This window comes from Neobittarella massiliensis (ex Bilen et al. 2018) (assembly GCF_014269355.1).
Lineage (GTDB): Bacteria > Bacillota > Clostridia > Oscillospirales > Ruminococcaceae > Neobittarella > Neobittarella massiliensis.
Window position 1 is genome coordinate 1 of the sequence record NZ_JACOGI010000003.1, and the last position, 22563, is coordinate 22563.

Consider the following 22563-nt stretch of genomic DNA (forward strand, 5'->3'; position numbering starts at 1 on the left):
ACGCCGGAGAGACTGTCGGTGAGGGTGAGGTCGGTGCTGGCGGCGGCAAGACCGGGGGCGGTCTTATCGATCTTGATCTCGTCTTCTTTTTTTACCGATACAGCGTTTTCTTTGGAGCTTTCGGCCTGCAGGTACACCGGCTTGCCGGAGAGCTCGTCGGTGTACTGCTGGACCTTGTTCGTCTCGTCCAGCAGCACCTTATCGCCGGCATTTTGCCTGTCGGTGATGCCGAACCGGTCGAAGTCGCCGGGGCAGAACTCGATCTTCACGTCCCCGTTGTTCCAGCCGTTTTCGTTGGCCGGGGTGCGGATGTAGTGGTAGTCTTTGCCCGGCTCCAGCTGTTCCTCTTCCGGGGCGGCAGGGTCGTAGGGAATGAGCGGCTGCTCGGGTACCAGTTCGGTGCCAGAGTACTGTTTAGAGAGGAAGAAGTCGTCTTCCATCATCTGCCCCACCGACACCGCCAGCCCGTCGGGGTTTACCACCTTGGCCCGGTAGGTGACGATGGTGTCGCCGGCCTTACAGGAAAAAGGGATACCGTCCCCGGTGATGTTGGCGTTTGGTATGGTCTGGGCCGCCTGGCCGGCGTACTGCACCTGTACCTGCTGGCTCTCTCCCTCCCAGCTCGTGTCGTCAAAATCTAGGCCGGCGGTGGTGTACTTCTCCTTGTCCGACAGTTTCAGGTGTACCGGCACCGGGTCGCCGTTTTTGGCGCCGGTCTCGGGATCGGTATAGTTGTTGGTGACCTTGGCCTGGATAGCGATGATGTCGCCGTCTTTGACCGACTTTAGCTCCTGCTCGGTCATGGGGCGCCAGCTGCCGTCCTCGTTTTGGGTCACCACCGCCGTCTCGACAAACTGCGGCTGGTATTTTGTGTAGCGTGCGCTGTTAAAGTGCGCCTTGATCTCGTTAGTGGGGGTGGCGATGGATTTAGGCCAATACGACAGCCCCGACAGACCGACTGTAACTTCATCTACATTTAAATAGGGGCATGCAGTCACAGTGGTAGATACTGTTTTGCCGTTAAAGGTGGCAGTGAGCGTTCCAGTATCGGCCTTGAAACTGAGCACATACGGATGCGTACCTTTCACATCTTCCTCGGAAAGATTTGTTTTTGAATAGGTGACATCAAAGATACTGCCATTATAATGATGTATTTCTAACAAATTTGTTGTTGTTAGGTATGCTGATGCCTCTATTGAGATACTGCCTTTTTCTCCACTAATCGTATAGCCGCTCATAATGCCATCGGACGTGCCCCGTTCCAGTGTGAAGTCACTTACAAGCTCCCAATCTGCCTTCATAGATATTTTTCGCAAGCTAGCTATACTGCCATTCGTCTGCCAGTGTTTTGTGCTCCAATTTGGCTCTTTCCAACTTGCATGAGCATGTGACGGCGCACAGAGCAGTACATCATTTTCTTTTATCTCCAGTACATTCGCACTAAATATCTCCTGCAGGTCAAAGCTGCCCACGAACTCGCTGTCGGAGTCGTCCTCTCCTTCGGCAGATACGGGCAACATACCCATCGGCAGGCAGGCCGCACACAGGGCTAGCACCAATATAAACGCCAGTAGGCGATCGCGGCTCTTCCTTATACTCTCTGTAAGCTGTCTCATTGCTTTTCGCTCCAATTCTTCCTTGTTATTTTGGCCGGGTGCTCTTCCCCTAAAGCGCCCTTATAGTCAATAGGTGTCTGGCCCATATGAAAAGCACCAATCGGCAAATAAAAGTCGTGCCTGGGTGCTTTTTCCGTTGTCGCCCCTGTTAAATCATGTTATACTCAAGGCGAAAAACAGAAAATTTTGTCAGATAGGGTGGTGGAATGACACTTACACACAAAGAGCTGGAAAAGCTGGTACAGCGGGCCCAGGGCGGCGACAGCACCGCCTTTGAACAGCTGTACCGCGCCACCAGCAGCGCCCAGCGCTATCTGGCGCTGGGCTACTTAAAAGATGCCGACGCCGCCGACGAGGCGGTGCAAGAGGTGTACTTAAACCTGTACCGCAAATTGCCACAGATCGAGAGCGGGCGCTCGGTGGTGGCCTATTTAAATCACACCACCTACTTTGTCTGCCAAAACAAAAAGCGCTGGTGGCAGCGGCAGCGAGATGCCACTGTGCAGGATGCGGACCTGGAGGGGTTAGAGAGCAGCGAGGAACAGAGCCAGCTGGAACTGAGCTTGCAGCGAAAAGAGCGGGACCGCCAGCTATACGCCGCGCTGGAGGCACTGCCCGACCGTCAGCGGGCTGCAATTTTGCTGCGCTACTTTAATAATTGCAGGATAAATGAGATTGCTGAGATCCTGTCCGTTTCGAGGAATACTGTTTTGCGGGACCTAAAAAACGCCAAGCGCCAACTGCGCGCCGAGATGGGCGACTTTTTCCCGGCAATATTTCCACTGGGTATCTGCCTACAGGTCGCACTGCAGCAAGACGCGGCGGCAATTGGGCTGGATGGCGGCCAAGCTAAGACCGGGATAAAGGCACGCACCGCCTTGGCGGCCTGCGCGGTGGCAGCAGTGGGAGCAGCGAGTATCGGCGCGCTGCTCCCACCGCGCATTACCGGGGCACAGTGTCAGGTATTCACCCCCACCACCGCCAGCATCACCGCCCGGGTGCAGGGGCCGCAGATCCGGCAGGTATATGTGACAACAGCGGGCCAGCACCTGCCCATGTCACGGCAGGACGGCAGCTATGTGGTCACAGCTACCCAAAACGGCTGTTATACCATAACGGCGGTCACCGCCGCCGGCAACAAGACCAGCCGCCAGGTAATGGTGACCGGCCTGGATGATGAGCCGCCCCAGATAGTGCGCTGGGGGCAGCAGGAAGGATACGTATCGGTGTGCCTGACCGACAGTGGGAGCGGCATAGACTGGTCCAGTGTGCGGGCGACCGGTGACGACGACGCCGTATTTTTCTCCTCCCAAACAGACCCGGCCAGCGGTACTGTACTGCTGGCACTGCCGCTGGGCAGTTACTGTTTAGAAGCCACCGACCTGGCAGGCAATCGGGTGAGTGGACTACTGACCGTGCAGTGAGTGGCAGCTAGGTTAGACCTCCGCAATAAAAAGGCAGCCCCTTAAAGGGACTGCCTTTTTAGCTGACCAGATCAGAAAGCCAGCTTTTCCTCGATATACCGCTCCAGGTCGGCGATAGCGATACGCTCCTGGGCCATTGTGTCGCGGTCGCGTACGGTGACACAGCCGTCTTCCTGCGACTCGAAGTCGTAGGTGATGCAAAACGGCGTACCGATCTCGTCCTGGCGGCGATAGCGCTTGCCGATAGAGCCGGCATCATCGTAGTCGACCATAAACTTTTTGGCCAGCTGGGCGTACACCTCGCCGGCGGGCTCGCTGAGCTTTTTAGACAGCGGCAGCACGGCGGCCTTAAACGGCGCCAGCGCCGGGTGCAGGTGCATGACGATGCGGGTATCTTTCTCGTCGAGCTGCTCCTCGTCGTAGGCCTCGCACAGGAAGGCCAGCGCCACGCGGTCGGCGCCCAGCGAGGGCTCGACCACGTAGGGGACAAAGCGCTCGCCGGTCTGCTGGTCGAAGTACTCCAGGCTCTTGCCGGAGGTGTTTTGGTGCTGGGTGAGGTCGAAGTCGGTGCGGTCGGCTATGCCCCACAGCTCGCCCCAGCCAAACGGGAACATGAACTCGATATCGGTCGTCCCTTTGGAATAGTGGGAGAGCTCCTCGGGGTCGTGGTCGCGCAGCTTGATGTTCTCCTCTTTGATGCCCAGCGACAGCAGCCAGTTTTTGCAGGTGTCTTTCCAGTAGGCAAACCACTCCAGGTCGGTGCCGGGGGCACAGAAAAACTCGAGTTCCATCTGCTCGAACTCGCGGGTGCGGAAGGTGAAGTTGCCGGGAGTGATCTCGTTTCTAAAGGATTTGCCCACCTGCGCCACGCCAAAAGGCAGTTTTTTGCGGGTGGTACGCTGGATGTTGGCAAAGTTAACGAAGATGCCCTGTGCGGTCTCGGGCCGCAGATAGATCTCGTTTTTGGCGTCTTCGGTCACGCCCTGAAAGGTCTTGAACATGAGATTAAATTTGCGGATATCGGTAAAGTTTTTTCCGCCGCAGTTGGGGCAGCAGACACCGTTTTCTTTGATGTACTGGGACATCTGTTCGTCGCTCCAGCCGTTGGGGGCCACACCGGTCTGATCCTCGATGAGCTGGTCGGCGCGATGGCGGGTCTTGCAGTCCTTGCAATCCATCAGCGGGTCGGAAAAGCCGCCCACGTGGCCAGAGGCCACCCAGGTCTGCGGATTCATGAGGATGGCTGAATCCAGCCCCACGTTGTAGGGGCACTCCTGCACGAACTTTTTCCACCAGGCGCGCTTGACGTTGTTTTTGAACTCGACGCCCAGCGGGCCGTAGTCCCAGGTGTTGGCGAGACCGCCGTAGATCTCGGAACCCGGATACACGAAACCGCGGTTTTTACAGAGCGCTACGACTTTGTCCATGGTCTTTTCACTGTTTGCAAGCATTGCGAAACCTCCAAAATTTTAAGTGCCGCCGACCGGCTGCCGGCGGCCTTATCTGCCGCTGCTACCCGCACCGACCGCCCGATTTGCGGGCAGCTACAGGCGGGGCAGGTGCTCGCCGCGGCGGGGGCCGGCGGCAGAGCGCGCGATATGAGTATTGTAGTATCCCCCCGCGACAAAGTCAAGCGCTGCAGAGGCCACATAGCGCCCGCCACCGCGCGCTGTCACCGGCCGGCGCACAGTGGATGCACACTGTATGCCCAGCAGCGGACAGCACCGCCGTACAGGCAGCAAAAAAGCCGACCTTTCGGCGGCTATACTTCCCGCACGGGTCGGCTTTTTAAACGGCTATACCTATATCTAAAAATGGGTGACTTTGATCTGATCGTAGGACTGCTGCAGCGTTTGGCAGGAGGCCTGTAGTTTTTCCAGCTCCTCGGGCAGCAGATTTAAAGTGAGCACCTTTTTGACCCCGCCCCGATTGATAAAGCAGGGCACGCCCACGAACACGTCGGAGGCGCCGTACTGGCCGTTGAGCCGGGCCGACACGGTGAGCACGCTGTTCTCGTTGCCAAAGATGGCCTTGGTGATACGGGTCATGGCCATGCCGATGCCGTAGTAGGTGGCGCGTTTGGCGTCGATGATCTTGTAGGCGGCGGTGCGCACCTCCTCGGTGATGTCGTCGAGATCGGACAGCTTGTAGCGGCCGGATGACTCGCTGCAGATATCGAGGATGGGCTTGGTAGCCAGCATGGCCTGACTGTAGGGCACGAATTCAGTATCGCCGTGCTCGCCCATGACATAGGCGTGGACATTGCGGGCGTCGGCCTCGAAATAGTCGCCCAGCAGGTAGCGCAGACGGGCGGTATCCAGCGCGGTGCCGGTACCGAGCACCCGGCCGGCGGGAAAGCCCGACAGCTTGTGGGTGATGCGGGTCATGATATCGACCGGGTTGGTAGCCACCAAAAAGATGCCGCCAAAGCCCGACTCGATGACCGGATCGACGACTGAGCGGAACACCTCGGTGTTGCGCTGAAGCAGGTCCAGCCGGGTCTCGCCCGGCTTTTGGGCCACACCGGCACAGATGGCGACAATGTCGGCGTCGGCACAGTCGCGGTACTCGCCGGCATAGATCTTCATGTTGGAGCCGGAGAAGGCCAGACCATGATTGAGGTCCATCGCCTCGCCCATGGCGCGCTTTTTGTCTAAGTCGATGAGCACCAGCTCATCGCACACTGCCTGGTTGAGCAGGGCATAGGCGTAGCTCATGCCCACCATGCCGGTGCCGACCAACGCCACTTTTCGAATATCGTTTCGCATTATTGGCCCCCTTTTTATGGATGGGCCGGCGCGGGGCAATAAAGCGGTTTGCACCGGGCCGGTCTATTTGTTTTTACAGCTTTAGCATACCCCATTTACTGCCGGATTGGCAAGAGAAGTCGGGCATTTCTGTACAAAAGTACGACGAAATGGAAAAACATGGTGTGCGCCTTGTGACTCTGGTGCGCCGGGCGGCATATCTCTGCCAGAGAGGGGGCATTTTTGTGGAGGACGAATACCTGCTGCGCTACTACTATGAAAAGTGCCTGTACGCCAAATACTACCAGGTGGAAAACGCCGGCAGCTACGCCACCGAGCGCCAATGTGGCACGCTGTATTTGATGTTTGAAAAATCTAACGGGCTGGAGGACTGGGTAAACAATTTTGACTTTCCCGCCAAGCTGCACTGCGACAGCGGGACGCTTTGGTTTTGCCACCGCGGTTTTTTGCGGGTGTGGGAGTCGATACGGCCGCACATTGAGCACGAGGTGCGCGATCCGGCTGTAAAAAAGATCGTGCTCATCGGTTACAGCCACGGCGCGGCCATCGCCACCTTGGCCCACGAATGGGTGTGGGCGGTGCGCCCGGACCTGCGCGAGGTGCTTTACGGCTACGGTTTTGGCTGTCCGCGGGTATATTGGGGCTTTTGGCTGCGACAGGACCTGCGGCGCCGTTGGATCCACTTTACTCCGGTGCGCAACCTGAGCGATATCGTGACCCACGTGCCACCGGTCCTATTTGGCTTTCGCCATGTGCACCGGGTGCTGAACATCGGCCGCCGAGGGCTGTACAGCCCTATTGACGCCCACCGGCCCGAGAGCTATATCGCACAGCTGACCGCCTACGAGGAAAAGCTGCAGGCGAGCGGCCACTCTGCTCTGTCCGCCCATGGGCTGTGGCTGCTTTGACGGCCGAGCGCACACAGAGAGCGATGGTGCAAACCGTGTGGGTGTTTTTTATATACCGACTGGCTGCCCGATGTACCGTATTTTGATGGAAAAATAGCCAGCTATACTACAATGACTATTTGTAAATAAGTAGGTATATGTGGTCACAAAAGAGCTCCCCGCGGTGACCGCCGGGAGCTCTTTTGTGTTTTGTATTTACTGCCATACAATCTGGTTACGGCCCTGATTTTTGCCGACATAGAGATTTTTATCGGCCCGGCTGATGATCTCGCTCACCGCACTGCCCTCGGTGCAGCAGGAGAGACCAAAGGTCATGGTGGCCGATATCTGATGGCCGCCACAGGAGATGGGGGCTGCCACCTGCTGTTGCAGCTGGCGCAGATGCTCTAAGGTCTGGGCGCAGTCCGCATCCTCGTAGATGAGCAAAAACTCCTCCCCGCCCCAGCGAAATACAAAGCCCAGATGTTCGATATGCGCCGTCAGCCGCTGGGCCACCTGCCGCAACACCTGGTCGCCCACCTGGTGGCCAAAGGTGTCGTTTATCGACTTGAAGTGGTCGATATCCCCCATGACGGCGGTAAAGACGCTTCCCTTGCGGTGATTTTCGGCCATGAGACTCTCGAGCACTACGTCGCAGCTACGGCGGTTGTGCAGGCCGGTGAGCGGATCTTTTCCTACCAGATCGGTGATGGAGTTTTGCAGCACTACGGCAAATCGGCCCATCTCGCCGATCTCGTCTTTGCGGTCGAGCAGATAGGGGTCGATGCGGGCAGTGAGGTCGCCGCCGGCGATCTCGCCCAAAAACTGCTCCGTTTTATCCAGCGAATAGAGCAATTTTTTGCTGTAGTGGCCGGACACTGCCACCGCAATGGTGAGGATGCCCACCGCCGACACACAGACCAGCAGGATGTTGCGGTCGATCCGCTGCATCACCTGGGTGCGGGGGCGCCCCACGAACAGCATGCCCACAGTGGCGCCGTCGGTGTTTTGTACCGGCATGTAGTAGCCAAAATACTCGGTACCATCGACCAGCACCCGGTCGGAAAAATAGTCTTTATTTTGCTGCAGGACCGTGCTGGACACTACTTTTTCGGCCTGAGTGCCCACCGCCCGCTGCCCATTCGCCCCGCGGATGGTGGTGAGATACCGCCTGTCGCCCCAAAATAGCGTCGCATCGGCGCCGGTATCCGCTTTGACCTGGTCTACCAGCTCCACGTGGGCAGAGAGGTCCTGCCCTCCCTTGGTAACGCGGGTGCCGTCGCTCACAAAATCGCCAGGGTAGGTGAGCTGATAGGTCTGGTAGGCGGCGTGCACCAGCACGTCGAGACTGTACCGCACCTCGTCGCGCAGGCCGGTGTAGATGAGATGCGAGGTGACGATGGTGACCACCAGGCCAAAAACCAGCAGTGGGGCGATGGTGAGCGCCAGCAGCGACCTGGTGAGCGCCCCTTTTTTGTGTTTCATATAAGCCCTCTTTTAGAAAGCATCGCTGTGCGGTCTTCTCCCCTGCACTACAGCGTTTTTCACAGCCTATTTTTATTGTACAGATACCGGTCGCCGACAGCCCGTATACACGGTGTTCTGGAGATAAACGAGCGGGTGGCGCCGATCATGAGAGCAACTGATCACCTGTGTCTTGAGCAGGGGCCTTAAGGCCTGTACTCGACTTTTTGAAGCTTGACCGGCCAGCGGCATAAGAGGAGCGCCCATATGTGCCTTTCTCCCCCATCTCGGCCGCCGTTTCGCCTTTTATTATAGTCTAATCAGCGTCTGAAAAGATAGCCCCTTTTCGACAAAACATGACTACCCACAAAAAAGCGCTTTGTTCTTGTGGCATATTGCCGTTTGACGTGTGTCGCACGCCAGGTCAGCTGTTGGTGCGGCCGACGACCAAAACGCTGCCCACGATAAAAGACAGCTGCCCCTGCGCAGCATTTGCAGCGGGCAGCTGTCTTTGTATGGAAGGAGAAAGGTGCGGGCAGCCCTACTGGTGCTGCAACCGCTCTTTAAACAGGGAGGCGGCATACTGGATATCGGTCTGGTTGGGATGTGTGGCGGCGATAGTATGGCGGGTCTTCGCCTGGGGCGCGACCGGCTTATCGGCGGCCATGCGCCGCAGCAGGTCTGGGTCGACCGGCCCCTGACAGAGAAAGTGCCCCATCAGCAGGCAACTGTCGGACAAGCAGTCCTCTGCCGCCTGCATGATATGCCGGGCGTGGGGGCCGTAAGGATATGCTCCCAAAGTGCCAAACAGGCCCACTTTTTGGCCGGTGAGCTGTTTTAAAAAATGCTGGGCGTGCTCGTCGGCGCGGCCCCGATCGGCCCAGTAGCCCACCAGGTAGCAGTCGGCGGCGGGCAGTGGACCCTGCAGTTGGGTCAGATCGATCAGGGCGGGGGCGTAGGCGGACAGCTCGTCGGCTATGCCCTGCGCCAGACGACGGGTGTTGCCAGTACGGGTGGAATAGAATACAGCCACTTTCATGCGATCACTCCAATACTTGATAATAGCGGTCGATCGTCTCAAGGATGTAGTCGGTGCCGCGAATGCCCATGAGAGGCAGGTGCTCGGCGATCTGCACATGACTGACCAGCGGAAAGCTGACACAGAGGCCGGTGTTGGTGCGGTCGCACAGATGCAGCGATACATCGTCGCCCAATACCAGATGGTACTGCAGCTGGCGCAGGGCGGTTATCTGCTCTTTTTCGGTGGCAAAGTGACGAACGGCGGGGTCGCAGTCGGTAATATCCTTTAAGGTGTGCGGGCAGATGAGCAGGTCTGGGCAGATATCCAGCTCCCGGCACAGGCCCGCCAGGCCCTGCAACAGGTCGTAATCGCCGATGATGGCGGCAGCAGGGGGGTGGGGTCTGTTGCGGTACATGGTGGCATACATGCGGAAAGTAGCTGTCTGGCTCTGTCGCTGGCCCAGCTGGTCGCGCACCGATCGGACGATAGGCCGCTCCAAAACGGAAGCGATCTGCTCGAGCCATTGTTCAGTTCCCTGATAGCCGTACGGGACGCCGTAGACATAAGGGGTGCCAAACTGCTGTTTGAGCCACTCGGCAGCCGGGAGCGCCTCGGCTCGCAGCACGATGTTGAGCTGGGCGCCGCCCATGGCCGCCAGCTGTTGTAAGCTGGTATCTACCCCCAGAGCCGTGTGACGGGAAAGACCAAAGGAGCGCGAGAGCAGGTCCTCTATCTCCCTGAGGTCGGAGCGGATGCGGTAACTGCTGGCCGAGGCGCCCAGCACATTGTAACGGCCGGGCAGCAGCCCCTGCTTTTGCCCCGCCAGCTGTTTGACCAGTAGGCGGTAGACCTGGCGCAGACCGACGGTATAATCTCCCTTGAAACCGCCGTTTTCCAGGGCGATGAGGCGGGCATCGACCTGCTGCTGCATGTAATTACAAACGCCGACCAGATCGGTGCCGATGACCGCGGTGACCGCCGAGGCGATGACAAAGAGCACCTTGGGGCGATACCCCTTATCCAGCTCGACGATGGCCTCTTCCAGACGCCGGACATCGCCCATGATGACATCGTCTTCGCTCATGTGCGTGGTAAAGAGTGACTGGTCGGGCGAGATGCCCATGGCACCAAACAGGCTGACGCAGTAGTGGGTGGTCCCCGCCGGGCCGTATTCCAGCACCACCGCGTCGCCTACGGTGAGCAGCGTCCACATGACAGCCATGCGGTCAGACGGGACCGGCAGATATCTGCACAGACTCATACGGCGGCCCTCCCCTCACGCAGCTGCCGAGCAGCGGTGCTGGCATCGATCAGCTGCTGTACCCCGGCTATGGTGACCTCTAGCCCCAGCATGGGGGACAGTACATCGGTGTGGGCGATCTCGATCTTTTTTTTGCGCAGCCGTTCGGCGTATTCATGCCCCAGATACAGGTGGGGCTGCAGCACGTCGTACACGTATTGCAGCGGGGCGATGTTGGCAGTTTTGGTGACATAGGGGTCACATTGCTTTAATATGGTCTGCCGGGCAGGGTCTTCTTCCCCGGGAATGGCGCTGGTCTGGATGAGCAGCGGCCGCATACCCAGTTTGACCATAAAGGCGTTAAGCTCAAAACACTCTACCGGCGTGTTGCCGTAGATGTAGGTGACGCCCGCTAAGTGGGCAGAGGCACCGGCCACTGCCCGGCAGGCCTGGCGGTATAGGTCTTCGACCTCGGCTGGCAGGGGCAGCTGCAGATAGCCAAACAACTGGGCGTATAGCCGGTAGATGCGTGCAGGGTCGATATACTTGTCGAACAGCACATAGGGGGTGCCGAACGCCCGCTGCATTTTTTTGGCCAGCGGCAGACCGATGGGGTTGACTACCAGATTTACCCGGGCCGCTGCGGCCCGCTCGATCTCGGCCACGGTGGTGCCGCTGGGCAGCATCATCCCCATGGGCACACCGGCCTGCTGTAGCACGCGGTAGAGCTCGGTGGTAGTGAAATCGCCCAGGCGTTGGCCAATGACATTGACCGTCTGCCCCACCGGCTGCGGGCGCATCATGGCAAAGCAGGCGGTGATGGTATCCTGTACTCCGGGCAGGTGGTTCTCGGTCTTAAAGTGTTCGGTGTGCACCGCCATGACCGGGATGCCGTACTGCTCGCCCAGCTGTTGGGCCATCGAGTCGACATCGTCGCCAATGACTTCTACTACGCAGGTGGTGACCACGAACACCGCTTTGGGGGCGTACTCCTCCATCAGCTCGGCAAAGGCCCGGTACAGCTTTTCCCGGCACCCAAAAGTGACGTCGTGGCTGTCGAGCACCACCGAGAGACAGCGCCCGTCGAGGCCACCGAACGAGCTGCCGCTGATGGTGGTGTTTTTGGTGTAGTAGGTGCACTCGTCGGTACCCACTACCAGCAGCACGCTGTCTTTGATGCCGCGCACCGCCATCATGGCGCCCATGAGCGGGCAGTGGGGCCCGGGGAATATAGCGCTGCTGAGCTGCGTGACCTCTTTTATGTCGGTGACCTGACTCAGTCGCTTCATGCGCGAAACAAGGTCCTGTCCGTTCAATATAATTCCTCCTTTAATTCTGCGCTAGGCGAGTTCGGCAAAGGCGATGAGCGGTTTTTGCCGCCCCTCGATATGGATGATCTCGCCGCCCACACCGTAGACCTCGCGCAACATTTTGCTGGTGATGACCTCGCTGGGGGTGCCTTCGCTGTACTTTTTTCCATCTTTGATCACCACGATGTGGTCGCTGACTTCCAGTGCGTGCGACAGATCGTGCAGCACCATCACCACCCCTACGCCAGTCTCTCGGTTGAGACGGCGCACCATACGCATCGTGTCGAGCTGATGAGAGATATCTAAATAGGTGGTGGGCTCGTCTAAAAACAGGATCTCGGGCTGCTGGGTGAGCACGGTGGCGATCCAGACGCGCTGAGTCTCGCCGCCGGATATCTCGTGGATAGATTTATCGCGCAGGTGGTAGGTACCGGTGGCGCGCATGGCGCTTTCGATAATGCGCTCATCTTCGGGCGACTTGCGGGCAAAAAAGCCCTGGTGGGGCATACGTCCATAACTGACGAGCTCTTTTACGCGAAAATCAGCCGGAGCCGAATGCATCTGCGGCAGCACACCGATGCGACGGGCCAACTCTTTGGGCCCAAAATCCTGCAGGTCCCGCCCGTCGATGCAGACGGTACCGCGCTGGTATTTGAGCAGCCGGGTGAGAGCCTTGAGTACCGTGGATTTGCCCGAGCCGTTGGGCCCGATGATACTGGTGACCTCGTGTCGACCGATGTGGATATCGAGGTCTTTGACCACCACGCAGTCCCCGTATCCGATCTGTAGGCGCTCGGCGCTAACTTCCATTAAATTTACCCCGCTTTCTGAGCATATAGAGGAAAAACGGCCCGCCGGACACCGCCATGACGATGCCCACCGGGATCTCCATCCCGGGGATGATGGTGCGCCCCACCGTGTCGGCAAAGAGCAGGATCGAACCGCCCAACAAGATGCTGGTGGGCATGAGCATCTTGTAGTCAGAGCCCACCAGCATGCGCGAGATATGCGGCACGACCAAACCGACAAAGCCGATCATGCCGGCCACCGATACGGTGGAGGCGGCCAAAAATGCCGATACGGCCGACAGACACACCCGACTGGCATTGACGCGGATCCCCAAATTTTTGGCCATCTCGTCCCCCAATTGCAGCGCGTTGGCGTGGCGGATACACAGAAGCGCCAGCACCAGGCCCACCAGCGCATACACCGCCATGGTACGCACGTGCACCCAAGACATGCCGGACAGACTGCCGTTCATAAAGGCCAATACCCCGGAGAGATTGTCGCTGTTCATAAGCTGCAGCAGCGAGTTATAGCCGCCCAGTACCGAATTGATGGCCACGCCCGAGAGAATGATGCGCACCGGATCGACGCCGCCTTTCCAGGCCAGCGCATAGATGAGCACGCAGGCCAGCGCGGCGCCCACAAAGGCAAACAGGGGCAGAGAGAGCGTGAGATTGGGGAAGATGAGCAGCACCGTGATGGCGGCGGTACCGGCACCGGCCGAGACGCCGATGGTACCGGGGTCGGCCAGAGGGTTGCGCATGACGGCCTGCAACAGCGCACCGGCAGCCGACAGCGCCCCGCCGATGAGCAGAGCCAATATGACTCGGGGCAGGCGCAGGTTGAGTACTACTGTGCGGGTAGTGCTGCGCTCGCTGGAAAAGATGGCCCCCAGCACCGCGCGAAATGAGTAGCCCGCGCTGCCGATGGCGATGGCGGTGATGCTGAGCACCACCAGTACCGCCACCAGCACCGTCCACACCACTCCCACCCGCAGCAGCTGGACACCACCCTGATTTTTACCGTGTTTTTTTGCTGTCATGGGTATGTTCCTTTCCGGTAGCGGGCGTGGCCGGCTACTTTTGGGCATAGTAGTCCTCTAAAATATCGGCCAAGTCTTCAATATTCTGGATGATGTTGATACCCGCGGTCGAGACGTAGTTGCCCGGCAGGTAGATGACGTTTCCATTTTTAATGGCGGGGATACTGTTCCAGTAGTCGGGGTTGAGCTCGTAAACGCCTTTCATCAGCGTCTCTACATCCTCGGAGGTACCCATACCGGTAATAAGCACCACGTCGGGATCGTATTCCAGCGCCTTTTCCATATCCAGCGGGATCATGGAAGCGGCCTGATCGTTTTGGTACACGCTCTCCAGCCCACACATGGCCGCCATGCAGCCCAGCGTTCCTTTTTCGGTCTGCAGGTACATGGATGTGGGGCCGCCGGCCAGCAGCATCAGCACCGATTTTCCGGCACAGATCTTCTGCATCTCCTCCACCCGCTTATCGAGATCGTCAAACTGAGCCATGACCTCCTTGGCCTTGGCTGCGGAGGCGTTGTCCATGGTGAAGGCGTCGACCAGGGCTTGGCTCTGCTCGCGCACCACGTCGTAGATGCTGTAGGTCTGGGAGTTGGTGGCCATATAGTAGACTGGGATGCCCAGACTGGACAGCGTATCGCCGTAATCCTGCTTGCTGGCGGCGGCCATGATCACCAGATCTGGCTCCAGCTCGACGATGCTCTCGGCGTTAAAGCTCTCCATACTCAGCGACGGCAGCTGCTGGGCCTCGAGATCAGCGGGGTAATCCAGTACCGAGGTCTGGGGCACGGCGATCATCTCGACATCCATATCGTACAGCGTCATCACCGGATAGGTGGTGGTGCACACGATGCGCTCGGGGGCCTTTTCGAGCTCGATCTTATCGGTGTAGCCCAGCTCCTGCATATGGGCGGGGTACTCGAGGGTGAATTTCTGCTTGTCGGCAGTGCCGGAAGATGCGGTCTGTTTGGCGTCTTCGCCGGCACAGCCGGCCATAGACAGGGCCAACACGGCAGCCAGGGCCGCGGCGGCGATCTTTTTCAGTTTCATCGGTATTCCTTCCTTTCGGTGGGCCGGTTCAGAGCCGGCTGGATTATATTAGGCCGATAAGATCTTTTCGGCCAGCTCACTGTATACGGCCTGCATGGGAGAACTCTCCAACGTCTCGAACACTGTGCCTCCCCGAGCCTCCGCGCTCTGGATATCGGGTGAGCGGGGAATGTATTGGATGACACGGGTATCTATCTCCTGCACGGCCCGATCGACGATCTGGCGCTCGTTTTCGATGTTTTTGGCGTTGAGGATAAGGCCCTGCAGCTTGGCGTAGCCCCGCTTGCCAAAGCCGCGAATGGCGGTGGCAATATTGTTGGCGGCGTACAGGCTCATCATCTCGCCGGAGGAGACGATGTACACCTCGCGGGCATAGCCACCGCGGATGGGCATGGCAAACCCGCCACAGACCACATCGCCCAGCACGTCGTAGATGACGATATCGGGACGATACACCGCGAAAGCGTCGAGGCTCTCGAGCTGCTCAAAGGCGGATATGATACCCCGTCCGGCGCAGCCCACCCCGGGGGTGGGGCCGCCAGACTCGACGCACAGCACGCCGCCAAACCCGGTAAAAACGATGTCCTCCAGTTTGATGGCATCACCTTTTTGACGGATCTGCTCTAATACGGTGGGAATGCGCTGGCCGCCCATCAGATTTTTGGTAGAGTCGGCCTTGGGATCGCATCCGATCTGCATGACCCGGTACCCCTTACCAGCCAGTGCCGCCGATAGGTTCGATGTTGTGGTGGATTTACCGATACCGCCTTTGCCGTAAATGGCGATCTTGCGCTGTATGATATGCTCCAAATTTTGACCTCCCTTTTTTGCTGTAAAATTGGATGAAAGCGGCGAAAATCCGCTTTACAGAAGATGGAAAACATGTTACGATGTGGTTAGCGATAGCTAACTACGTGCTAAAGTATACCACACAGAAAACTTTCATGTCTTTCAAAATATTAGGCAGCTTTTGCAATTTAGCAGGGAGGACCCGTCTATGAAAGAGACTCAACAGATGTACCCCGAGGCATTTTATAACTTTCAGCTGTTGTGTGATGCCGTGTTGCACCGGGACCTGATACAGGCCCGTCTGGTACTGGAAGAACAGTCGCAGTGCCTGTTTGAGAGCGAGCGGCCGTCGTGGGAGTCGATGATGGTCTTTTTGACCTCTATGAACCGCAGTCTCTATAACTTTATCCTCTACCGCACCAGCTTGTCGCTGCACCAGTGCTGTTTTGAAAACAGCAAGCTGATGCACAAGTGTCACACTCGGCAGCAGTTCTTCGACCTGGCCGAGCAGATATTAGAGGCCTATTGCAGCGAGTTGCGCTGTGACAGCTGCCGAGGCAACTACATCACCCGCGCCAAAGCCTACATCGACTGGAACCTGGATAAGCCGCTGCGCCTGGAGGAGGTGGCCGCGCGGGTATTTATCAGTAAGACCTATCTGTCGGAGCTGTTTACCAGCTACACCGGCATGTCTTTTACCACCTATGTGACCCGGCAGCGGATGCAGCGGGCCAAAAAGCTGCTGCTTTCTACGCGCATGTCTATCCACGATGTAGGGCAGGCCTGTGGCTTTTACTCCTCGGCCTACTTTTCTACTGTGTTCACCCGGCAGTTTGGGTTATCGCCCAGCCGTTACCGAACAGCTATGGCCCAGCTACCCACCGATGACCGCCGCGACTATGCCTGAGACGGAGACTTGTTTGCAGGCGGCAAAAGCGGTAAATAAGTGGTAAATTCTCCGGGATAGAGTGGGCCTGCCCCGACTGCGCCTGACGATCAAAAAAGCAGGACCGGCTATCTATATTAGATAGCCGGTCCTATTTTTTCGCCGGGCAGCTGCCGACGGCGGACAGCAGTTTAACTTTTAACCCTGCTCACAGTGCCACACGGCGCTTGGGCCGCAGCCAAGAACCCCTGCGCACACACAGTGGTCAGATGACCGCTCACCGCCAAAACAGGCGGTCTATTCTAGGGTCGGGCTGTTTACCCACCACACCAAAACCACAGCCGTTGCCCCTGCTGCCGTGGACACCCGCGCGGTGGGGCGACTGACCAGGTATAGCGGCTGGCCAAGACCGCCCCTTTACAGGGCCGGCGTGGCCGGAGATCTGGCAGACATGCCAGTTTGCACTGCAAAAGTTCCTGCGGTGTTACCGATCCCGGCCGGTCTTAGCCGGGTATTTGACGGCGTTCTTCACCGCTTTGTCGGCCACTGCCTGGGTCAGGTCGATATCAAAATGCTGGCATATGCGGCAGAGATACCAAAACACATCTGCCAATTCCTCTTGCAGGTGCTCAAACTCGCGGGCGTCCTGCCTGACATCATCGGCTGCGTCGGAGTGTCTCCACATAAAGATCTCGGCCAACTCGGCGGCCTCTACGGTGAGGGCCATCACCAGATCTTTGGCGTTTTGCTCTTTGCGCCAGCCCCGCGCATCTGAAAATTGCTGGATCTGCTGTCTGAGTTGGGCCACCGTGGTGGTCTGGTCGTTTTTCATCCTGTCTCTCCTTTTACATCTTTCGGGTGTGCTTTTTGCGGGCACAGCGGCCTGTATCAGCGAAACTGATTGAGTGCCGGCAGATAGGTATAGCCAATAGCGGCCATCTTTTTTTCGAGTGCGGCGCGGTCGGCCTGCAGGTCGTCGCACAGTGCATCCAGGCTGGTGTAGCAGTCGCGCAGCTTGGTGTTCAAAAAACTCAACAGTAAAAATGGATCACTGGGGATGGGCATATGATCTCTCCTATATGACCCGTGGATGACATGTGTCATCCACGGTACTATTTTCGCGTATGCCCGCATTGTACCACATTTCTGATCGCGCCGGCAAACCCCGTTTATCTATGATACAGGGGTATTATGACTGCCGCGCACCGGCTGCAGGCAACGGGGCCAGCTGAAAGTCCCGCACAAACAGCCGGTCCTGATGATCCCAGAGCAGTACCAGCACCGCTGACAGCAGCAGGGCCAACGCCTGGGATGGGTCGTCCAGCGGCAGATCGAACTCCTCTTTCATCTTGCGCAGGCGGTAGAGGACCGTATTGCGGTGGGTAAAGAGCTGGGCACAGGTCTGCTTTACCGAGTGGCGGCTGATACAGTAGGCGTACAGTGTGCGGCAGTACTGCGTGTGGTACTGGTGGTCGTAATCGAACAGTGCCCGGATCTGGGGGTGGATGAGATCAGTTCTTCCCTGCAGTCGACGCAGCAGCATCAGGTCGTGAAACTGCTCGACCCGCGCGACCCAGCTGCCGGCGGTATGCGTCCGCAAATACTGCATCACCTCGTCTGCCGCACGGTAGTACCGGGGCAGGTGATACAGCCGGTCAAGCACGTCGGAAACAACGACCCGCAGGTGAAATTGCCGGGCCAGATCATCAAACTGGGTCAGGTCGTGGCCGTCGTTGAGAAACAGTAGCACCGATCCCCTATAGAGGAAGGGGTGGGAGGCGTAGAAAACATAGTTGAGCTGATTTTTTAGGGCGTCGTCGCCAAAATTGAGACTGCGATACTGCCCCAGGTCGATCAGTGCCAGGCGCTGAGGCCGATAGTCGGCGAGGTAGGTGGCGGCCTGTGCTTTAAAAAACACCTCGCTGGAAAACTTGTCGTCCAGAAGGCGGGTGAGCACCTCTTCGGCGGTGGAGAACATCACCCCACCGCGGTTGGCTTCGAAGTATAGCTGCTTGGCCAGGATCGCCTGCAGTTGCGCAAAGGTCTTTGGCGACAAGGTGGCGGTAATGCAGCCAGAGGACGGGGTGGCTTTTGGCACCGTATCGCGCTCTGACAGCCAAGCACCTATTCAACAGCTGCGCGGTATACCGCCGCTGGATGTACTGCGGGAGAAATTGGCGCCCGCAGTGGCGGCTAACCCCAACCTGTTTTACATGCTCAAAGTTCGCGGAAACTTTCGCACCATGCACGTGCGCAGCTGCTTTGTGTGTGAAAAACCTTATCCCACGCTCTCGAAGGCGGCCGGCCAGCAGCGGGAATTCCGCTGTGGAAATGTGTCCGGCAGTATTATCGCCGTATTTTGCCCCGCATATGTAGAAGGCATCAACCTGCCGGGTTGGCACTTCCATTTTCTAAGCGGCGACAAGCAAAAAGGCGGCCATATCCTGGGGCTGAGCGCCGATACACTGGAATACCAGATTAATGCGCTGCATGATTTTGAGCTCCTGCTGCCCCAAAACCCCGAATTTGCCGGGCTCGACCTGTGCGAGGATCTCAGCGCTAAAACTGCCGCTGTCGAGGGCTGACTGACCAGCCTACTGTATCCGTGACAAAAACCGCCCCACTGTACACCGGTGGGGCGGTTTTTAATCTCGCTGCGATTTTTTGCAAAAAAACGTCTGTGCCCCTTGACTCTCACGCTGCGTGATAGGGTAGGATAGCAGTAGATGGTAAAGCAGTTGCCGGCAAACGTATATCCATCCAGCGAAGAGAGTAAAGAGGGCGATGAGAGATGAAGACCATCAGCGAAATTGCCGCGCTGACCGGCGTCAGCGTGCGCACCCTGCAGTACTACGACGAGATCGGTCTCCTGCACCCGACTGCACTGACTACGGCGGGCTACCGATTATACGATGAAAAGGCGCTGGCTGCCCTACAGCAGATCCTGTTCTTTAAGGAACTCGATTTTCCCCTAAAAGAGATCGCGCGCATCATGACCGACCCCGGCTTTAGCAGGCAGGAGACTTTTCAGCGGCAAAAAGCACTTTTGACCGCCAAACGAGATCGGCTGGACCGCCTGCTACAGCTGCTGGACCAGCTGGAGAGAGGAGAGACTTGCATGGATTTTGAAGCTTTTGATATAGGTGGCTATATACAGGCCCTGGAGGACTTTAAGCAGACGCACCGCACAGACATCGTCACCTATTGGGGCAGCGAGGAGCATTTTGACGAGCTGATAAGGCGCTGCCGGGAACACGGGCCCAATATTGCCCAAAATGCCATCCGCTATTACGGCAGTGTCGAGAACTATGTAACTGCTATGAGAGAGCAGATGGACCACTTTTCTGAGCACATGCAGGCGTTAGACGCGTTACAGCAGGAAGGTAAAGTGGAAGAAAATCAGCGCTATATGCTGGAGCTGGTAGCCGACCTCACCCGCGATGCAAGCGACCCGGAAGTGCAGGGCATCGTAGCGCGCATCGTTGGGCTGACGGGCGACAGCAGCATCTCTGCGCTGCAGACCACCGAGAACTGGCAGATGGTGATCGACGCCTACCTGTATAACGACAAGCTCATCGCAGCGATAGATAAAAAATATGGTCAAGGAGCCTCCCACTTTATCGGCGAGGCGGCCCAATACTATTTTGATCATCAAAAAACAGTACATGGCCCGGCCTGATCGGGGAGAAAGCGCAGATCGTCTCGCACACGATACGCTGAAATTACCCGGTTGCCGTCTGAGGTCTGACCCACCAGGCATAAAAACCGATAGATACTCGTACTGAACCATTACAAAAAGGTCCTATCCCGATCGGGATAGGACCTTTTTGTTGAGAGCGCGATACTTCAGCCCCGCTGACGTGCAGTGAAAGCAACGCCCGTATTTACCGCCGACAACACCGGCAAGACGCCTTAGCGGACTTACCGGCAATACTGTGCGCAGATCTCATCAAGTTCTCCGCTCTACTGCCTGGACCGGACAATTTTCAAAGCAACTGCCGCAGTGCAGACAGTGCGCCTGTTGGATGTGGTAGGGGTCTCCCGCCTGGATGCACTGCTGTGGGCAGACGCGCAGACATTTTCCACAGCGGATACAGCGGTCTGTTATCCGGTAGCCCCGCAGCTTGCGTTTACCGCTGCCGATTGTATAACACGCCCGAAAGATCGGGCGCACACCGAGATCGAAATATTCGATCTGCAGGTCGCCAGCGGCAAATACGACCCCGATCTTTCTCGTGTCACCGGGATAGACATTTGAGAGATAGGGCTGCTCGGCAAAGATCCTATCAATATATTTTTTCTGCTCGGCCCGGGGGACCGGTACCGCCTTGGCAGAGACGCGGATCATCTCCTTGTAACGGGTAAAGGCCAGTATCTGCACCCGCCCATCGCGCAGCAATTCACGGCAGAACTCTTTGCCCCGCGCAGTGAAAAAGTAAAGCGTGTCCGGTGTATAGTGGATGGCGCTTATACACCGCACCTGCGGCGTTCCATCCAGCCCCACCGTGGCAAAATTGAGTACTCCCACGTATCGCAATTTTTCTAAACAGGTCTGTGCGTCCATAAGATCCACCTCACTCGATGATAAGGCTGCGCCCGTCTTTTCGGGGCTTGGCGGCGGGATAGGCTCCCGCACAGTAACCGAGCAGAACAAAGCACCGCACAACATAGCTGTCGGGTACTTTCCACTCCCGCAAGAGCGCAGCACCGGCCTCACCGGCAAAGGTATCTTCTCCCCGAGCTACGATACAGGAGGAGATGCCCAGCTCTGTCGCCGCCAACACCATGTTTTCTGCACAGCAAAATGCGTCGGGGATACTGTATAAAAAGTTTTTCGGGCACAGGACCATGCAGACGGTCGGTGCACCGTAAAATCCACTTTTTAGGGCGGGATCATCGATGATACTCGGCTGCTCGGAAGAGACGTAAGAGCCGGCCAGCTGCTGTCGGTCGAATCTGGCGATATTGAGCTGCCCGACTTTTTGACAGAGAGCCTGATTGCGAAGGGCGATGATCGCGGCGCGCTGGCCACCGCCGGCGCTGGGGGCATACAGGCCGGCCTCGATGATCTTTTCCAAGTCGCATCGTGCGATCTGCTGGTCTTTATACTTGCGGATAGATCGGCGATACCTCATCAGTTCAAACAGTTGCACCTATTTCAACCTCCTTCCAGCACTGGGGGTCGGCGGCATAAAAATTTCCGTTTTGTCCGCTGGCTACGGCGGGGCAGCCCCGGCAAAAGCGCAGCAGCTCACACCTAGAACATTTTTCAAACCTGGAGTAGTCGCGGTAGGTCTCCATCTGACAGATCCACACGTCGGCGAGTCGATCTTCAAACACATTGCCGACTTTGCTGTTTTGCACACGGCGGCAGGCGTAGATCTCCCCTGTCGGCAGGATGGTCATATGGCAGTTGCCACAGTTACAACCGCCGTAGATCACCTTTTCCCCGGCACCCTCTGGGATCTGAAAGATACCTCTCTCGTATTCATAGAGAGTCCAGAGGTGGTCCTTTTTGTTAAAGTAAGTCGTGCAGCCGGCGGCTTCGTAGGCCTGGAACTTTTTGTAGCAGGTATCGAGTAATTGCCGGTACTGCTGCGGGGTCATGCCTGTGTCTTTTTCCTCGCTGGTGGGGCAGTAGCGGGCAAAGGCGAAGATGTCTGCCCCCGCCGCTACGACCGTACCGATTATGTCGGGCACCTCGCTGATGTTCGTCCCCGATACAGTCGTCATGATCACCGCGCGCATACCCGCTTTTTTAATGCAGGCGATCTTTTCGAGCGTACAGTCGAAAGAACCGGGCTTGCGGAACCAATCGTGGGTCTGGCGCATGCCGTCGATGGAGAGCTGATATTTCTGGCAGCCGTATTCCCGCAGTTTTTGACAAACTGCATCGGTCAAGTGGAACGGGTTGCCGAGGATGGTAAATGGGATATCGTGTTCCTTTATCAGTGCCAGCAGCTTCCAAAAATCTGGGTGCAGGATCGGATCGCCGCCCGTGAGATAAAAGTACGGGAGCCGGTCGTAGACTCTGCAAAAGTCGAGGCAGTTGTAAAACGTGTCCTGCATTTGCCGCCAGCTCATAGCCTCTGGCTCTTTGCGGGTGTCTTCTGAAAAGATATAGCAGTGTTTACAGCGCTGGTCGCAGGCATCGGTGATGTGCCACTGAAAGGCAAAATACTGTTTCATACTTGATGCATCCTCACTTTATATAAGATCGGACAGGCCGATTTGCAATTCTGAGTTCCCGGCGAAGATATACACCGGGAACGGGTCGACGGA

22 protein-coding genes are annotated in these 22563 nt (G+C 57.5%); 5 read left to right on the top strand and 17 right to left on the bottom strand.

What is annotated here, in order from left to right; genetic code table 11:
• Window positions 1–1088: hypothetical protein (locus H8K20_RS11835; protein WP_186488558.1), on the bottom strand; the 1088-nt coding region annotated here is incomplete at its 3' end.
• A 734-nt stretch (window positions 1089–1822) separates the two neighbouring features.
• On the opposite strand from H8K20_RS11835, the gene H8K20_RS11840 reads away from it, so the two are divergent.
• Window positions 1823–3040 carry an RNA polymerase sigma factor gene (locus H8K20_RS11840; protein WP_186488559.1) on the top strand — a complete coding sequence of 406 codons (1218 nt, stop codon included), beginning with the start codon at window positions 1823–1825 and terminating at the stop codon, window positions 3038–3040.
• A 71-nt stretch (window positions 3041–3111) separates the two neighbouring features.
• Here the strand turns inward: H8K20_RS11840 and H8K20_RS11845 are convergent, their stop codons facing one another.
• Both H8K20_RS11845 and H8K20_RS11850 read right to left on the bottom strand, forming a co-directional pair.
• Entirely contained in the window at window positions 3112–4491 is a 1380-nt protein-coding gene (locus H8K20_RS11845; protein WP_186488560.1) for a glycine--tRNA ligase, read from the bottom strand.
• A gap of 357 nt (window positions 4492–4848) precedes the next feature.
• Window positions 4849–5808: an L-lactate dehydrogenase gene (locus tag H8K20_RS11850; RefSeq protein ID WP_105204681.1), complete on the bottom strand. Its 960-nt coding sequence runs from the start codon at window positions 5806–5808 to the stop codon at window positions 4849–4851.
• A 224-nt stretch (window positions 5809–6032) separates the two neighbouring features.
• Between H8K20_RS11850 and H8K20_RS11855 the strand changes: the two genes are divergently transcribed.
• Window positions 6033–6716, top strand: a complete 684-nt coding sequence (locus H8K20_RS11855) for a lipase family protein (RefSeq protein WP_186488561.1) — start codon at window positions 6033–6035, stop codon at window positions 6714–6716.
• 195 nt (window positions 6717–6911) lie between these two features.
• Here H8K20_RS11855 and H8K20_RS11860 read toward each other — a convergent pair whose 3' ends face one another.
• From H8K20_RS11860 to H8K20_RS11895, 8 genes are all read right to left on the bottom strand, one after another.
• Window positions 6912–8180: a GGDEF domain-containing protein gene (locus H8K20_RS11860; RefSeq protein WP_186488562.1), complete on the bottom strand. Its 1269-nt coding sequence runs from the start codon at window positions 8178–8180 to the stop codon at window positions 6912–6914.
• Between the two features lie 520 nt (window positions 8181–8700).
• Complete coding sequence (locus H8K20_RS11865) at window positions 8701–9198, bottom strand: flavodoxin family protein (protein ID WP_186488563.1); 498 nt, start codon at window positions 9196–9198, stop codon at window positions 8701–8703.
• Window positions 9199–9202: 4 nt separating this feature from the next.
• The gene (locus H8K20_RS11870; RefSeq protein ID WP_186488564.1) at window positions 9203–10441 is read right to left on the bottom strand and encodes a nitrogenase component 1; all 1239 of its coding nucleotides are present in this window, start codon (window positions 10439–10441) and stop codon (window positions 9203–9205) included.
• Window positions 10438–11736 carry a nitrogenase component 1 gene (locus H8K20_RS11875; protein ID WP_129589411.1) on the bottom strand — a complete coding sequence of 433 codons (1299 nt, stop codon included), beginning with the start codon at window positions 11734–11736 and terminating at the stop codon, window positions 10438–10440. The genes H8K20_RS11870 and H8K20_RS11875 overlap by 4 nt, the downstream gene beginning before the upstream one ends.
• A 24-nt stretch (window positions 11737–11760) precedes the next feature.
• The gene (locus tag H8K20_RS11880) at window positions 11761–12540 is read right to left on the bottom strand and encodes an ABC transporter ATP-binding protein (protein WP_105204675.1); all 780 of its coding nucleotides are present in this window, start codon (window positions 12538–12540) and stop codon (window positions 11761–11763) included.
• Entirely contained in the window at window positions 12530–13558 is a 1029-nt protein-coding gene (locus H8K20_RS11885; RefSeq protein WP_186488565.1) for a FecCD family ABC transporter permease, read from the bottom strand. Before H8K20_RS11885 ends, H8K20_RS11880 begins: the two co-directional genes overlap by 11 nt.
• A gap of 34 nt (window positions 13559–13592) precedes the next feature.
• Window positions 13593–14606 (bottom strand): ABC transporter substrate-binding protein, encoded by a 1014-nt coding sequence (locus H8K20_RS11890; protein WP_186488566.1) that lies wholly within the window; start codon window positions 14604–14606, stop codon window positions 13593–13595.
• Window positions 14607–14654: 48 nt separating this feature from the next.
• A complete protein-coding gene (locus H8K20_RS11895) occupies window positions 14655–15407 on the bottom strand; it encodes a nucleotide-binding protein (protein ID WP_243562612.1) in 753 nt (250 codons plus the stop codon).
• Between the two features lie 196 nt (window positions 15408–15603).
• Here H8K20_RS11895 and H8K20_RS11900 point away from each other — a divergent pair, with 196 nt between their 5' ends.
• Window positions 15604–16302, top strand: a complete 699-nt coding sequence (locus H8K20_RS11900) for a helix-turn-helix transcriptional regulator (RefSeq protein WP_105204671.1) — start codon at window positions 15604–15606, stop codon at window positions 16300–16302.
• A 463-nt stretch (window positions 16303–16765) separates the two neighbouring features.
• Here H8K20_RS11900 and H8K20_RS11905 read toward each other — a convergent pair whose 3' ends face one another.
• The 3 genes from H8K20_RS11905 to H8K20_RS14260 all read right to left on the bottom strand — a co-directional run bounded on the left by H8K20_RS11905 (window position 16766) and on the right by H8K20_RS14260 (window position 18379).
• Entirely contained in the window at window positions 16766–17113 is a 348-nt protein-coding gene (locus H8K20_RS11905; protein ID WP_154866222.1) for a nucleotide pyrophosphohydrolase, read from the bottom strand.
• A gap of 56 nt (window positions 17114–17169) precedes the next feature.
• Complete coding sequence (locus tag H8K20_RS11910) at window positions 17170–17346, bottom strand: DUF4250 domain-containing protein (protein WP_105204669.1); 177 nt, start codon at window positions 17344–17346, stop codon at window positions 17170–17172.
• Window positions 17347–17470: 124 nt separating this feature from the next.
• Window positions 17471–18379 (bottom strand): helix-turn-helix domain-containing protein, encoded by a 909-nt coding sequence (locus H8K20_RS14260; protein ID WP_186488567.1) that lies wholly within the window; start codon window positions 18377–18379, stop codon window positions 17471–17473.
• On the opposite strand from H8K20_RS14260, the gene H8K20_RS11920 reads away from it, so the two are divergent.
• Both H8K20_RS11920 and H8K20_RS11925 read left to right on the top strand, forming a co-directional pair.
• Complete coding sequence (locus tag H8K20_RS11920) at window positions 18348–18866, top strand: acetolactate decarboxylase (RefSeq protein ID WP_186488568.1); 519 nt, start codon at window positions 18348–18350, stop codon at window positions 18864–18866. The two genes, H8K20_RS14260 and H8K20_RS11920, sit on opposite strands and share 32 nt — an antisense overlap.
• A gap of 206 nt (window positions 18867–19072) precedes the next feature.
• On the top strand, window positions 19073–19960 hold the full coding sequence (locus H8K20_RS11925) for a MerR family transcriptional regulator (RefSeq protein ID WP_186488569.1): 888 nt from the start codon (window positions 19073–19075) through the stop codon (window positions 19958–19960).
• Between the two features lie 270 nt (window positions 19961–20230).
• Here the strand turns inward: H8K20_RS11925 and H8K20_RS11930 are convergent, their stop codons facing one another.
• Genes H8K20_RS11930 through acgM form a run of 3 tightly spaced genes read right to left on the bottom strand, consistent with a single transcriptional unit; the run spans window position 20231 to window position 22470 of the window.
• Window positions 20231–20845 (bottom strand): 4Fe-4S binding protein, encoded by a 615-nt coding sequence (locus tag H8K20_RS11930; RefSeq protein ID WP_186488570.1) that lies wholly within the window; start codon window positions 20843–20845, stop codon window positions 20231–20233.
• 10 nt (window positions 20846–20855) lie between these two features.
• Window positions 20856–21434 carry a nitroreductase family protein gene (locus H8K20_RS11935; RefSeq protein WP_186488571.1) on the bottom strand — a complete coding sequence of 193 codons (579 nt, stop codon included), beginning with the start codon at window positions 21432–21434 and terminating at the stop codon, window positions 20856–20858.
• Window positions 21421–22470: a radical SAM/SPASM domain protein, ACGX system gene (gene acgM / locus H8K20_RS11940; protein ID WP_186488572.1), complete on the bottom strand. Its 1050-nt coding sequence runs from the start codon at window positions 22468–22470 to the stop codon at window positions 21421–21423. The genes H8K20_RS11935 and acgM overlap by 14 nt, the downstream gene beginning before the upstream one ends.
• Window positions 22471–22563 lie beyond the last annotated feature (93 nt).